This window comes from Anoxybacillus sp. FSL W8-0104, from assembly GCF_038004465.1.
In the GTDB taxonomy this organism is placed as follows: Bacteria; Bacillota; Bacilli; order Bacillales; family Anoxybacillaceae; genus Anoxybacillus; species Anoxybacillus flavithermus_G.
In genome coordinates this window covers 1,002,191-1,015,978 of sequence record NZ_JBBOQU010000001.1, presented here as the reverse complement: position 1 = coordinate 1,015,978, position 13,788 = coordinate 1,002,191, and the positions used below count along the sequence as shown (strand labels likewise).

Genomic DNA, 13,788 nt, shown 5'->3' with positions numbered 1-13,788 from the left:
TTATAAGAAAAATTTTTGAATATCGTTCCATGTAACAACAAGCATAAGCAACATGAGAAGAGCAAAACCGATAAAATGTACAATGCCTTCTTTTTGGCGATCAATTGGTTTTCCACGTAACGCCTCAATTGCAAAAAACGTTAATCGTCCGCCATCGAGCGCCGGAAGTGGAAGCAAGTTAATAATCCCTAAGTTAATGCTTAAAATAGCTCCCCATTTCATTAAGTAATACACGCCAGATTGGGCGACTTTATGAGTCGAAACCGCAATACCAACAGGTCCAGATAACATATCAAATGAAAATTTCCCTGTCAATAAATGACCTAGCCCAACGATAATTTCTTTTGTCCAATAGTACGTTTCTAGCGCGCCCTGCTTTATAGCACCAACAACCGATTTTTCCATCGGTCCATACACGCCAATTAGTCCAATTGTTTCTCCTTCAATCGTTTTCTTTTCCGGTGTAACGGTAAGATCGATCATTTCACCGTTGCGATTGATTTGAAACTGGAGCGGTTTTTCTGGGCTTTTCCGAATCATTGTCACCACATCCGTCCACGAAGACATGGACTGTCCATCAATGGAAACGACAACATCCCCTTGCTTTAACCCAGCTTCACGTGCTGCACCGTCTTCGGTTAACTCGCCAATGATCGGTTTGTCAACAGGATAGCCTTGTAATAGTCCAATAACAATGAAGATGACAAGCGCTAGAACAAAATTCATAAGCGGACCAGCGAAAATGGCCATCGCTCGCTGTCCGAGCGTTTTTGAACCAAACTGACGATGATACGGTGCAATTTGCACTTCTTCCCGATCAATAACGATGTAAGCTGGATCGCTTAATTCAAAACGTTGTAAGTGATCATCATCACCTTCATAGCCTTCAATATATAGCTCATGTTCAAAGTCAGCGCGTTCTACTTCAATGATTTTGGCATCTCGATATTCATCTTTATGATTGACGATGACTTTTTTCACTTTGCCTTCCGAGTCAAACAATAATCCGACAACTTGACCGCGCTTAACGTCAATCATCTCAGGGTCTTCGCCAGCCATGCGCACAAAACCACCGAGTGGAAGTAAACGAATGGTGTACGTCGTTTCCCCTTTTTTCATCGAAAACACTTTTGGACCAAATCCGATCGCAAACTCACGGCATAAAATACCTGCACGCTTAGCAAAAATGAAATGTCCTAATTCATGAAAAAATACAAGCGCACCAAAAATAACAATAAAAGAAATAACCGTTTCCAACGTTTCAACCACCTTTTACATGTATAGTGATTTTACATATTGTCGCGTTTCGCGATCAACTGTACGAATCGTTTCCAAATCCGGATGAGCGATCGGTACGTGCCAATTCATTGCTTGTTCAATGTATTGTTCAATCGCTAAAAACGATATTCGTCCAGTTAAAAAGGCCGACACCGCTTCTTCGTTGGCCGCATTTAATACGGTCGGCATCGTCCCGCCTATTTTTCCTGCCTCATAAGCAAATTGTAAACAACGAAACCGGTTCATGTCCACTTTTTGAAAATGTAACGTGGCCACTTCTGCTAAGTTTAGTCGCTCAATATGGAGCGGAAAGCGATCTGGATATGTTAATGCATATTGAATGGGCACGCGCATATCTGGCGTTCCAAGTTGGGCAATGACGCTTCCGTCATGAAACTGTACCATGGAATGAATAATGCTTTCTTTATGTAAGAGCACATGAATTTGCTCATACGGTAAGTGGAACAACCAGTGTGCTTCGATCACTTCGAGTCCTTTGTTCATCATCGTCGCAGAATCAATTGTAATTTTCGCTCCCATCGACCAATTCGGATGTTTTAACGCCTCTTCCACCGTAACATGCTGTAGTTGTTCGCGCGTACGATCGCGAAAACTACCTCCGGATGCGGTCAAAATAATACATTCAACGTTTTTCTGTTTTTCCCCTTGTAAACATTGAAAAATCGCGGAATGTTCACTATCTATCGGCAAAATCGAGACACCATAGGCAGCGGCGTGCTTCATGACGAGATGACCCGCAGTAACTAACGTTTCTTTGTTCGCTAATGCGATTGTTTTTCCCGCCTCTATCGCTTTTAACGTAGGCACTAGTCCGGCGCTTCCTACAACCGCATTAACGACAATATCCGCTTCTTGAACTGTTGCTACTTCAATGAGCCCGTCTTCACCGAAAACGATGCGTACTCGTCCCTTATATTCGCTTTGTAACCGTTCAGCATCTTCTTTTTGAGCGACACATATAACTTTCGGAGAAAATTGCTCAATAATGATTCTTGCTTGTTCAATATTTCGTCCGGCTGAAAAAGCAATGAGACGAAACGCATTAGAATGAGCGCGAATAACATCTAACGTTTGCATGCCGATCGAGCCAGTCGCTCCTAATAAACTAATTGCTCGCAAACTATTCACTCCTTTTTACACAACGAGGTAAAACAAATATAAAATCGGTAAAATAAACAGCAAACTGTCGAAACGATCTAAAATGCCGCCGTGCCCTGGTAAAATCGCCCCTGAATCTTTTACTCCATAGTGGCGTTTAAACGCGGATTCAACTAAATCACCTAACTGACCGAAAATTGATAAGACGACCGTTGCAATAAGCAACAAAAGAAACGATGGGGCAAACGGCGATAGCCACTCATAAACGCTCACAGCAAGAAGCGCACATAACACACCGCCTATTGCACCTTCTACCGTTTTATTCGGACTAATATGCTCCCATAATTTACGCTTCCCAAACGCTCGACCGATAAAATACGCTCCGCTATCTGTTGCCCAAATTAAAAATAGAGCATAAAAAATATAAGACAATCCTGCTTCTCGCACTTGTAAAAAGGAATAAAATCCGACGCCTACATATAACAAAGAAGCAATCATAAAACCGGCGTCATCGAACGTAAACGCATTTTTAGATATAACCGTATAAATAAGCAACAATAAAAACCCGATGATGAGCATCCATATGTTTATCATATGTTCATATGGATATAAAAAGAGCCATAAAACGAGAAAACTGACAACGCTCGGAAACGAAAAGAGCGATATGTGTTTCATACGAATGAGCTCAAATAAACCAACTGTAGCTAGTACATACGTCAAAACGAAAAATGGCCATCCGCCATATATGACGATTGGTAAAAAGACTGAAGCTGCAATGATCGCTGTTACAATTCTTTGTTTCATATGAAATTATACGCCTCCAAATCGACGGCTTCGTTGCTGGAATGCATGTACCGCCTGTAAAAAATGTTGCTCTGTAAAATCTGGCCATAATACATCTGTAAACCAAAACTCCGTATAAGCTAACTGCCAAAGCATAAAATTACTTAACCGAATTTCCCCGCTTGTACGAATGAGTAAATCCGGATCAGGCAAACCGTTTGTCATCAAATACGAATGGAACAACTGCTCATCGACATCGTTTACTTCAATCGTTCCGCTTTGAATATCAGTAACGAGCTTTTGTACCGCATGTACAATTTCTGCGCGACTTCCGTAGTTTAGAGCAAAGTTTAAAATTAAACCTGCATTTTGCTTCGTTTCTTCGATCGCTTTTTCAACTGCACGTAACGTATGTAAAGGTAGTTCATCTTTATGCCCCATCACGCGTACTTGCACGTTTTCCTCGATTAACTCTGGCAAAAATGTGTTCAAAAATTGTTCCGGCAACTGCATTAAATAATCGACCTCTGTTTTTGGTCGTTTCCAATTTTCTGTTGAAAATGCGTATAACGTTAACACTTTCACGCCGAGTTCATTCGCAAAGCGCGTAATTTTCCGAACCGTTTGCATCCCTTCATAATGCCCAGCCATGCGTGGCAATGCACGCTTTTTCGCCCATCGTCCGTTTCCATCCATAATGATTGCCACATGCGCAGGGATCGGACCTTGTAAAATCGTTTCTTTTTCATGCCCTTCTTCTTTGTTTTTCCATCTTTTCATCTTTTCAAACATTAGCGCGTATCCTCCAGCTTTGATCCAACATGATTAGGCTGTGCGCCCTATTTCGTAATTATAGCAAAAAACCCTCTATAAACATAGAGGGACTTATACTTCCATGACTTCTTTCTCTTTTTCTTTCGTAATCGCATCAATTTTTGCGATATGATCATCCGTCAATTTTTGGATACCCTCTGTATAACCACGCAACTCATCTTCTGTAATTTCGCCATTTTTTTCGAGTTTTTTCAACTCGTCGTTTGCATCGCGACGAATGTTGCGCACAGCAACTTTCGCTTCTTCAGCATATTTTTTTACAAGTTTAACAAGCTCGCGACGACGCTCTTCCGTTAGTGGCGGAATAGAGATGCGAATAACTGAACCGTCGTTTGAAGGTGTTAAACCTAAATCGGATGCTAAAATCGCTTTTTCAATTTCTTTCAATACGGATTTGTCATACGGCTGAATGACAAGAAGACGCGCTTCTGGCACTTGAATGCTTGCTAATTGAATGATTGGTGTTGGCATGCCGTAGTAATCTACTGTAATCTTTTCTAACAACGCAGGATTGGCACGACCTGCACGAATGGTTGCGAGCTCACGCGAAAAAGCTTGAACAGCTTTATCCATTTTTTCTTTTGCGTTCGTTAATACTTGCATCTTATTTCCCCCTTACAATTGTTCCAATATTTTCGCCTAATACAGCACGTTTAATATTTCCTTCTTCCATAATCGAGAAAACGATAAGCGGAATATCGTTATCCATACATAACGATGAGGCGGTCGAATCCATGACGCCCAATCCTTGTTTAATAACCTCTAAATAAGATAGCTCGTCATATTTGACTGCATTTTTATCTACTTTCGGATCGGCGCTATATACGCCGTCTACGTTGTTTTTCGCCATTAAAATGACGTCTGCTTCGATTTCGGCAGCACGAAGCGCAGCTGTCGTATCTGTTGAAAAGTACGGGTTTCCTGTTCCTGCCGCAAAAATGACGACGCGCTTTTTCTCTAAGTGACGAATCGCCCGTCGACGAATGTACGGTTCTGCCACTTGGCGCATTTCAATCGACGTTTGTACGCGCGTTTGTACACCGAGTTGCTCTAGGCTGTCTTGCAGGGCGAGCGAGTTCATCACCGTCGCTAACATGCCCATATAATCGGCTGTGGCGCGATCCATGCCCATTTCACTGCCGATTTTTCCACGCCAAATGTTCCCGCCGCCAACAACGACAGCAACTTCGACTCCAAGTTCAGCTACTTCTTTCACTTGCTGGGCAATCGATTTAATGACAGACGGATTAATGCCAAATCCTTGATCACCAGCTAACGCTTCACCGCTTAATTTTAAAACGACACGTTTATACTTTGGGCTTTCCATTTTAAACCTCCATACCGTTCTTTAAAAATAGGGAACACGTATGTGTTCCCTATTTGTCTTCATTACTTACGAACTTGGCTCATAACTTCTTCAGCGAAGTTATCTTGACGCTTTTCAATGCCTTCGCCTACTTCGTAACGGATGAAGCTTTTTACAGTTGCACCATTAGATTCTACAAATTGACGTACTTTCACATCAGGATTTTTTACGAAGCTTTGCTCAAGTAAGCAAATGTCTTCGAAAAATTTACCTAAACGGCCTTCAACCATTTTTTCAACGATGTTTTCTGGTTTTCCTTCATTTAATGCTTGTTGTTTTAATACTTCGCGCTCACGAGCGATTTCGTCTGCAGATACTTCATCGCGAGAAACGTATTTTGGATTAATAGCAGCAATGTGCATCGCTACATCTTTTGCAATGTCGCTATTTGTTGTACCTTCTAATACTGTTAATACAGCAATGCGACCACCCATGTGTAAATATGCACCGAATGCTGCGTTGTCGCCTTTTTCTACAACAGCAAAGCGACGCAACGTAATTTTTTCACCGATTTTAGCAATCGCCGCGTTGATGTGCTCTTCTACTGTTGCACCGTTGTCCATTTTTTGTTGTAACGCTTCTTCTACTGTTGCAGGTTTATGTTTTAATAAATGATCTGCTAATTCTTTGACTAATGTTTTAAATCCTTCGTTTTTCGCAACGAAGTCTGTTTCAGAGTTTACTTCTAAAATGACTGCTACATTTCCGTCAACTTCGATTAATGTTGTTCCTTCAGCTGCAATGCGATCTGCCTTTTTCGCTGCCTTCGCCATTCCTTTTTCACGAAGCCAGTCGATCGCTTTTTCCATATCGCCGTTTGTTTCTGTTAACGCTTTTTTGCAGTCCATCATTCCTGCGCCAGTTTTTTCGCGCAATTCTTTTACCATTTGAGCAGTAATTGCCATGTTAAACATCCTCCTTTTTATGTGCCTCGTATGTATACAAACCGAAACGGTTCGCCGGCTTAGTATGCCCAACTTTCTTAAAAAAAGGTGATAAAAGGCTCCCCCTCTTATCACCTTTCGCATGCTTACTCAGCTGTGACAACAGCTTCTTCGCCTTGCTTTGCTTCTAAAATCGCATCAGCAATTTTAGAAGTAAGAAGTTTCACAGCACGAATCGCATCGTCGTTTGCAGGAATGACGTAGTCGATTTCGTCTGGATCACAGTTTGTATCCACGATTCCGATGATCGGAATGTTTAATTTACGAGCTTCCGCAACGGCAATGCGCTCTTTGCGTGGGTCGATAACAAACAACGCATCTGGCAACTCTTTCATTTCTTTAATACCGCCTAAAAACTTTTCAAGACGCTCTAACTCTTTCTTTAGTTTTACCACTTCTTTTTTAGGCAATACATCGAATGTGCCATCTTCAGCCATTCTTTCGATTTCTTTTAAGCGTTTAATACGCTTTTGAATTGTTGCAAAGTTTGTTAACGTTCCACCTAACCAACGTTGGTTCACGTAAAACATGCCAGAACGTTCTGCTTCTTCTTTCACAGAATCTTGCGCTTGTTTTTTCGTACCAACGAATAAAATTTTGCCGCCGTTTGCCGCAAGTTCTTTGACGAAGTTATACGCTTCTTCTACTTTTTTCACTGTTTTTTGCAAGTCAATGATATAAATACCATTGCGCTCAGTGAAAATATACTTTTTCATTTTTGGGTTCCAACGACGTGTTTGATGCCCGAAGTGAACCCCTGCTTCAAGCAACTGCTTCATTGAAATAACAGACATTTTTCATCCTCCTACACGGTTTTTTTCCTCCGCTCATGTCATTTTTAAGCAAGACTGCAAAGCAGCACCGTTGCTTAAATCGATGAGCGTGTGTATTCACACCAAATAGAACTATATCACAATTAAAAAACACATTCAACTACTTTTGGTGAAATTTAAGCAAAAGCTCCATTTCTGTCTTGCCACGTTTTAACGCTTTCGCTATTTCGTCGATCGTTTTTCCTTGTTGTTGCAGTTTTAATGCTTCCGAAACGAGCGAGTCGAGCGATTGCTCTCCCTTTGGTGTAGTTGTTGATAACTCGATGCGGTCGACAACGTCGTCAATCGGAAGCGACGGTTGTTCTTCTCGAAGCGAAGGCGGAGTTTCTCTTTTCTTTTGACGAACAGCCGATGATGTGATTTGTTTAACAAAGCGCTCATTTTCCTCTTTAAATTGCATTAAATACGTTGTCATCATCGTTTCCATCTCACGAATAAGCTCCGCTTGCTCTCTTTCCGTCTCTTTAATTTTTACCCATTTTAAAGACAAAAGAATAATAAGAAAGAGCGAAATACCGTGCAAAACGAAGCTAGCAAACCATAAAAACGTCGTCATATCATCCCTCTTATCCGATAAAATCAATATGCGTTCCTTTGTAAGGATGTTTGCTTTTTTCTTTTTGCTCAGATTGTTTTTTCCATTTAGCACGCTCGCTTTGTTCAGCTTTCGTCACTTGTTGCCGAATGCGCTCATCTTGTTTTTTCATTTCTGCTGCAAGCTGTTGTTGAGCAAGCTGTCCGTACTGTTGCATATGTTCTTGCCATTTTCCGAGCTCATGCGTTTTCGGTAACGCTACTTGTAACTCGATTAACTTTAAACTCATCGGTTTCACTTCCTTCATAAAGATTGATGAAGGACTGTCATATCGCTTGCTCAATCAGTTTGCGCATTTTAAACAACGCTTTTGCATGAATTTGGGAAATTCGTGACGTTGACAACCCCATAATATGACCGATTTCTGTAAACGTCAGTTCCTCTTTGTAAAATAAACTAATGACGAGCTGCTCTTTTTCATTTAATTGTTGAATGACGTTCGCTAATTGGGCAATTCGTTCTTCACGCAAAACGTGTTCTTCTGGCGACGGCGATTGATCATCGCGAATGGTAAACGATGGTTGGTCATCATCGTCAAACGGACGCTCATCAAGCGATAAAACATTGGCGAAAAACTGTTCACTCATGACAGCATATACTTCATCTTCTGACATGTTTAATGCATGAGCAACTTCTTTTGCACTTACATCACGCATATATGTTTGTTGCAACTGTTCAATCGTCGCTTCAATTTTTTTTGCTTTTTCCCGCACGCTACGCGGAAGCCAATCTTCTTTGCGCAATCCATCTAAAATGGCCCCGCGAATACGAAATGAAGCATACGTGTCGAATTTCAAATCACGTGAAGGATCGAATTTTTCTAGCGCATCGTATAATCCGAATAAAGCTAAGCTTTTCAAATCTTCTTTTTTTACGCTTTTCGGAAGGGATGAGGCAATACGTTGTACGTGATAATCGACAAGCGGCATATATCTTTCAATGAGTTGGTCGCCCGCTTCACGATCTCGTACGTCTATCCACTTTTGCCAGCACAATATATCATCCCCCCTAAGCTACGTTTCAAAAGCTGAATTATTTTTCGTCGCGGTTTAATAATTGACGAATATATTCTGCTACTTTTTCCTGCTCTTCTTCGTTTAGGTTCTCTATCATTTGTTCGACATGTACATCGTCTGATTGTGTGAAAGAGACATTTGACGTTGATGTATCTTTTTGAATAAATGCGATCATCCAACGAATGATAAAAGCAAAAATAAAGAAAACAACAAATGCAATCAACGCACGTATAGTAGACGTCCATATGCTATTTTGCAATAATGAGGAAAACAAGGCGATTATACAGCCGAATAAAGCAAAAATAACGTTAAATTTCCATGTACCAGCCATTAAATTTCCCGTACCCCTTGATTTACTGTTCGAATGAGCAACATGCCTGTTTTCGGATGAAATTCAATCGTCCGTCCACTACTCCCTCCAACATCTTCAGCAACGATCGGGATGCGAAACCGCTGAAGCTGCTCGCGAACAGCATCAACGTTGCGCGGCCCAATGCGCATCATATCTGTCGTTCCTGTACGAAATTGAAACATTTGTGCACCACCAGCCATTTTCGCTTTTAAATGACCGTTTCGTCCTCCTGCCCCGATGACGCGCCGCACTAACTCTTCAATCGCGGTGTCGGCATATTTGGCTACATTCATTTGGTCAGATTTTGCTAACGATGAATCAGGTAACATGACGTGCGCCATGCCAGCCACTTCTTTCACTAAATCATATACAACAACACCAACGCACGAGCCGAGTCCGCATGTGCGAATGACATGCGGTGCCTTTACAACGTTCATATCAGCAATGCCGACTTTCACTACTTGGTCAATTTCACTCATCATCGCCCACACCTAAAGCCCGAAAGATGATACGAAATGATTCGGGGTCAGGAAGCAAGAAAAAGTGGCCACTTACACGATCATTCGATTGATGTTCTTCATGAATAGCCGTATCAATAACAATAACATGATCACCGACGCGCGACATTTCGATTAAGCCGTAGCTTAAAATCGCCCCGATCATATCAATGCTGAGCTCAGGAACAGATGGATATAATTTTAAATGCGTGAAATCTGATAAAGACGATAAATACGAGCCTGCTAAAATGTTACCCAGCTCTTGCAAAGCAGAAAGCGACAACTCCGAACAATCTTGTTCAAGTTTAAATTGTTCATCACCAATCATTTGTTGGATAAATCGTTCCGCTTGCTCGATCGATAATACAAAAAACATATTGCCAGGCGCATCCCCTTCAATGCGCAAAAAAACAGCAGCAACGACATTATCAGCTCCACCGACAATGTCCATCATTTCATCAAATGAAATGATGCGCGCATCTGGAATCGTCATTTCTATTCTTTTATTTAGCAGCTTTGATAACGCTGTTGCTGCGTGACCCGCACCAATATTTCCAATCTCTTTTAGTATGTCCATATGGAAGGCATCCATCTGTTCAAAATATGACATGGACGATTTATCCTTTCTCTGTTTTTAATACTTTTTCTAAGTTTAATAAAATGAATAGACGTTTTCCGATTTTTACAACACCATTAATATAGTCCGCTGTTGTTGCATCAACTACTTCCGGTGGCGGTTCAATCGCTTCTGTCGAAATATCTATTACATCGTTTGCTGCATCAACAATTAAGCCGACTTCAATGTCGTCAAGCGCGACGATAATGACGCGCGTATGATCGGAAAATTGCGCTTCTTCTAATCCGAAACGCATGCGTAAATCAATAATTGGTGTAACGACCCCACGTAAATTGATGACACCTTTCACATATTTCGGAACGCGAGGAACGCGCGTAATATGCTGAATTTTTTCGATGGAGCGCACTTGTTGCACTGGAATCGCATATTCTTCGTCTTTTAATTGAAACACAATTACTTTCAGCTCAGCCACATCAAATTCCCCCTCTCGCTTGTCCCTACTTAATTAGCGCGTTGCAATCAACAATGAGCGCCACTTGTCCATCTCCTAAAATGGTCGCGCCAGAAATGGCAAACACAGACGTTAAGTAGTTGCCAAGCGATTTTAACACCACTTCTTGTTGACCGATAAACGAGTCAACGACAAGTCCAGCCATTTTTTCACCTTTCCGCACAATAACAACGGACAAGAAATCATCGTCTTCCTTCACAACAGGTACTTCAAAAATATCTTTCAAAAATAAGAGCGGAACAACTTTTCCACGGAAATCAATGACTTTTTGGTTATGGGCATGTAAAATGTCTTCTTTTTTCACGATGGCCGTCTCGATGATCGATGACAACGGAATCGCATATTTTTCATGTTGAATTTCAACGAGCATAACAGAAATAATGGATAGTGTAAGCGGTAGTTGAATCGAAAAGATCGAGCCGACTCCTTCCTCTGAATCAATCGACACGGATCCACCTAGCGACTCAATTGTACTTTTTACAACGTCTAATCCGACACCACGGCCTGAAATATCGGATACTTTATCCGCTGTAGAAAAACCTGAAGCAAAAATAAGCTCATATACTTGTTTATCCGTTAAGTTCGCCGCATTTTGTTCAGAAATAATGCCTTTACTAATGGCTTTTTTCAGCACTTTTTCGCGACTAATGCCTGCGCCGTCGTCTTCAATTTCAATAAATACATGATTGCCACTATGATATGCTTTTAATTTGACTGTTCCCTCTTCCGGTTTTCCTTTTGCGCGACGTACATCTGGCGTTTCTATGCCGTGATCGATGGCGTTGCGCAATAAATGAACGAGCGGATCGCCAATTTCGTCGATGACTGTGCGGTCAAGCTCCGTTTCTGCTCCAATAATTTCAAGGTTAATTTTCTTTCCTAAATCGCGAGCTAATTGACGAACCATGCGCGGAAAGCGGTTAAATACCGTTTCAACGGGCACCATGCGCATATTTAAAATAATGTTTTGTAAATCTCCTGAAATGCGCGACATCCGTTCAACCGTTTCGTGTAATTCTGGATTGTTCAGTTCGCGCGAAATTTGCTCCAATCGTCCGCGATCAATAACAAGCTCTTCAAACAAGTTCATTAGTACGTCTAAACGTTCAATGTTGACGCGAATCGTCTTGTTGCTTACTTGTTTTCCAGTTGCTTTTTCTTCTTGTGCTTCTTGTTTTTTCTCAACCGCTTGCTCTACTGCTTGCTGTTCTTCTTTTTGTTCGTGTTTTGTTTCCGTCGTTTTTTCTTCTTCTGTAGATCGATGTAAGTTCACTCGTTGAACGATAACTTGCTCCACTTCCGACACTTTCATAATGCGCTTTTGTAATTCATCTTGTGACACTTTTGTCACGACGGTCACGACAAATTGATCGTCGAACTGTTCGGCCTCTAACATTTCAACGGTCGGAACAGATTTAATCACTTCTCCAATTTGTTCAATCACTTCAAAAATCATAAATACACGAGCAGCTTTTAATAGACAGTCAGAACGTAGTTTGATCGTGACTTCATAACTGTGGAACCCTTGTTCAGCGGACTGCTTTAAAATGGTATATTCAAATTCATCATACGTTTGTTCATACGTTGAGTTGCTTTTTTGAGGGACTGCAACAACATCCCCTTTTTCAATTTGCTTTAACTGCGCAACGACTTCGGTGACGTCACGCTTTCCGTCTCCACCTTCTGAAATAGAGACAACCATCGCTTCTAAATCATCGACAGCGCGAAAAATGACATCAAGCAGTTCAGGTGTGACCGAAATTTTCTCATTGCGAATGGCATCAAGTACATTTTCCATTTGATGCGTTAAATTTGCTAAGTCCTCAAATCCCATCGTTGCTGACATTCCTTTTAGCGTATGGGCAGAGCGGAAAATTTCATTAACGATCGCCACATCATCTGGATTTTTTTCAAGCTCTAACAATTGTTCGTTAATCGTTTGTAAATGTTCTCTACTTTCATCAATAAACACTTCGAGGTATTGGCTCATGTCCATTGTTCCTATCCCCCTCAAACTTGTACGTGTCTCATTACCGCTTCAGCAATATCGTCAACGTGAACGATTTCATCAACAACGTTTGCAGCAATGGCTGACTTAGGCATACCAAACACAACGGAAGATTCAGCAGATTCTGCAACGACAAACGTGTTGCCAGATGCCTTTAACTGTTTTAATCCTGCCGTACCGTCTGACCCCATGCCTGTCATAATGACAGCTACTTTTTCGTAATCTGTTAAAGCGCTTAACGATTCAAACATCACGTCAACAGAAGGTCGATGCCCATTGCGCGGCGCTGCTTCATCTAAATGAATGGCTAACGATGTGCCTACGCGTTTCACATATAAATGATTCCCACCTGGGGCGATATATGCTGTCCCTTTTTGAATCACTTCTCCATCTTCTGCTTCTTTGACACGAATGTTGCACAACGAATCAAGTCTTGTCGCTAACGATTTTGTAAACCCTTTCGGCATATGTTGGACGATTAAAATCGGCGCGTCAATGGTCGCTGGAAATTTCGTTAATACGTGTTGAAGAGCGCGTGGTCCTCCTGTTGATGTGCCAATGGCGATAATTTTTTTCTTTCCGATTGCGTTGTTCCGTTCGCTTACTCCTATTTTACTATATTGCTTTTGTGGCAACATAGACATTTTTTGCTTTATTTTGACTGTTCGCAAATTCGCTTCGCTTGCTAAGAGCACTTTTTCGATCATCTTATCTTTAATTTTATATAAATCTAGTGAGATGGCTCCTGAAGGCTTCGCAATAAAGTCAACCGCCCCGTATTGCAACGCTAAAATTGTATTTTCCGCTCCTTCTGTCGTCGTACTTGAAATCATGACGACAGGAAGTGGCTTTTTTTGCATAATATGTTTTAACGTCTCAAGCCCGTTCATGACAGGCATCTCAACATCTAACGTCACGACATCCGGATTGAGTTGCTCAATTTTTTGCAACGCTTCTTGTCCGTCGCGCGCTGTACCTACGACGTGCAAACGCGGATGTTCTGACAAAAAATCGCTAATTAATTTTCGCATAAAAGCAGAGTCATCAACGACGAGCACTTTCACCTTATTCATAG

General features: G+C 41.4%; 17 protein-coding genes. All 17 read right to left on the bottom strand.

Going from position 1 to position 13,788, the window contains the following annotated elements:
- Nucleotides 1-1,257 carry an RIP metalloprotease RseP gene (rseP, locus tag NST18_RS05520; RefSeq protein ID WP_004891020.1) on the bottom strand — a complete coding sequence of 419 codons (1,257 nt, stop codon included), beginning with the start codon at nucleotides 1,255-1,257 and terminating at the stop codon, nucleotides 1-3.
- Between the two features lie 15 nt (nucleotides 1,258-1,272).
- Nucleotides 1,273-2,427: a 1-deoxy-D-xylulose-5-phosphate reductoisomerase gene (gene dxr, locus NST18_RS05515; RefSeq protein WP_080601152.1), complete on the bottom strand. Its 1,155-nt coding sequence runs from the start codon at nucleotides 2,425-2,427 to the stop codon at nucleotides 1,273-1,275.
- Between the two features lie 6 nt (nucleotides 2,428-2,433).
- Nucleotides 2,434-3,201, bottom strand: coding sequence for a phosphatidate cytidylyltransferase (locus tag NST18_RS05510; protein WP_004891023.1), 768 nt, complete (start codon nucleotides 3,199-3,201; stop codon nucleotides 2,434-2,436).
- 6 nt (nucleotides 3,202-3,207) lie between these two features.
- On the bottom strand, nucleotides 3,208-3,972 hold the full coding sequence (locus tag NST18_RS05505; RefSeq protein ID WP_004891024.1) for an isoprenyl transferase: 765 nt from the start codon (nucleotides 3,970-3,972) through the stop codon (nucleotides 3,208-3,210).
- A gap of 93 nt (nucleotides 3,973-4,065) precedes the next feature.
- A complete protein-coding gene (frr, locus tag NST18_RS05500; RefSeq protein ID WP_340721279.1) occupies nucleotides 4,066-4,617 on the bottom strand; it encodes a ribosome recycling factor in 552 nt (183 codons plus the stop codon).
- A gap of 1 nt (nucleotide 4,618) precedes the next feature.
- Nucleotides 4,619-5,341, bottom strand: a complete 723-nt coding sequence (pyrH, locus tag NST18_RS05495; protein ID WP_088223349.1) for a UMP kinase — start codon at nucleotides 5,339-5,341, stop codon at nucleotides 4,619-4,621.
- Nucleotides 5,342-5,403: 62 nt separating this feature from the next.
- A complete protein-coding gene (tsf, locus tag NST18_RS05490) occupies nucleotides 5,404-6,285 on the bottom strand; it encodes a translation elongation factor Ts (protein ID WP_088223350.1) in 882 nt (293 codons plus the stop codon).
- A 125-nt stretch (nucleotides 6,286-6,410) separates the two neighbouring features.
- Complete coding sequence (rpsB, locus tag NST18_RS05485; protein ID WP_004891029.1) at nucleotides 6,411-7,118, bottom strand: 30S ribosomal protein S2; 708 nt, start codon at nucleotides 7,116-7,118, stop codon at nucleotides 6,411-6,413.
- A 139-nt stretch (nucleotides 7,119-7,257) separates the two neighbouring features.
- On the bottom strand, nucleotides 7,258-7,713 hold the full coding sequence (locus NST18_RS05480) for a hypothetical protein (protein WP_004891030.1): 456 nt from the start codon (nucleotides 7,711-7,713) through the stop codon (nucleotides 7,258-7,260).
- A 10-nt stretch (nucleotides 7,714-7,723) separates the two neighbouring features.
- The gene (locus NST18_RS05475) at nucleotides 7,724-7,981 is read right to left on the bottom strand and encodes a hypothetical protein (protein ID WP_004891032.1); all 258 of its coding nucleotides are present in this window, start codon (nucleotides 7,979-7,981) and stop codon (nucleotides 7,724-7,726) included.
- A gap of 37 nt (nucleotides 7,982-8,018) precedes the next feature.
- The gene (locus NST18_RS05470) at nucleotides 8,019-8,747 is read right to left on the bottom strand and encodes a FliA/WhiG family RNA polymerase sigma factor (RefSeq protein ID WP_004891033.1); all 729 of its coding nucleotides are present in this window, start codon (nucleotides 8,745-8,747) and stop codon (nucleotides 8,019-8,021) included.
- 37 nt (nucleotides 8,748-8,784) lie between these two features.
- A complete protein-coding gene (locus NST18_RS05465; RefSeq protein ID WP_004891034.1) occupies nucleotides 8,785-9,099 on the bottom strand; it encodes a hypothetical protein in 315 nt (104 codons plus the stop codon).
- Nucleotides 9,099-9,599: a chemotaxis protein CheD gene (locus tag NST18_RS05460; RefSeq protein ID WP_004891035.1), complete on the bottom strand. Its 501-nt coding sequence runs from the start codon at nucleotides 9,597-9,599 to the stop codon at nucleotides 9,099-9,101. The genes NST18_RS05465 and NST18_RS05460 overlap by 1 nt, the downstream gene beginning before the upstream one ends.
- A complete protein-coding gene (locus NST18_RS05455) occupies nucleotides 9,592-10,227 on the bottom strand; it encodes a chemotaxis protein CheC (protein ID WP_340721277.1) in 636 nt (211 codons plus the stop codon). The genes NST18_RS05460 and NST18_RS05455 overlap by 8 nt, the downstream gene beginning before the upstream one ends.
- 7 nt (nucleotides 10,228-10,234) lie before the next feature.
- Nucleotides 10,235-10,666, bottom strand: a complete 432-nt coding sequence (locus NST18_RS05450) for a chemotaxis protein CheW (RefSeq protein WP_094241167.1) — start codon at nucleotides 10,664-10,666, stop codon at nucleotides 10,235-10,237.
- 25 nt (nucleotides 10,667-10,691) lie between these two features.
- Complete coding sequence (locus NST18_RS05445; RefSeq protein WP_340721275.1) at nucleotides 10,692-12,701, bottom strand: chemotaxis protein CheA; 2,010 nt, start codon at nucleotides 12,699-12,701, stop codon at nucleotides 10,692-10,694.
- A 14-nt stretch (nucleotides 12,702-12,715) separates the two neighbouring features.
- Nucleotides 12,716-13,786, bottom strand: a complete 1,071-nt coding sequence (locus tag NST18_RS05440; RefSeq protein ID WP_004891039.1) for a protein-glutamate methylesterase/protein-glutamine glutaminase — start codon at nucleotides 13,784-13,786, stop codon at nucleotides 12,716-12,718.
- Nucleotides 13,787-13,788 lie beyond the last annotated feature (2 nt).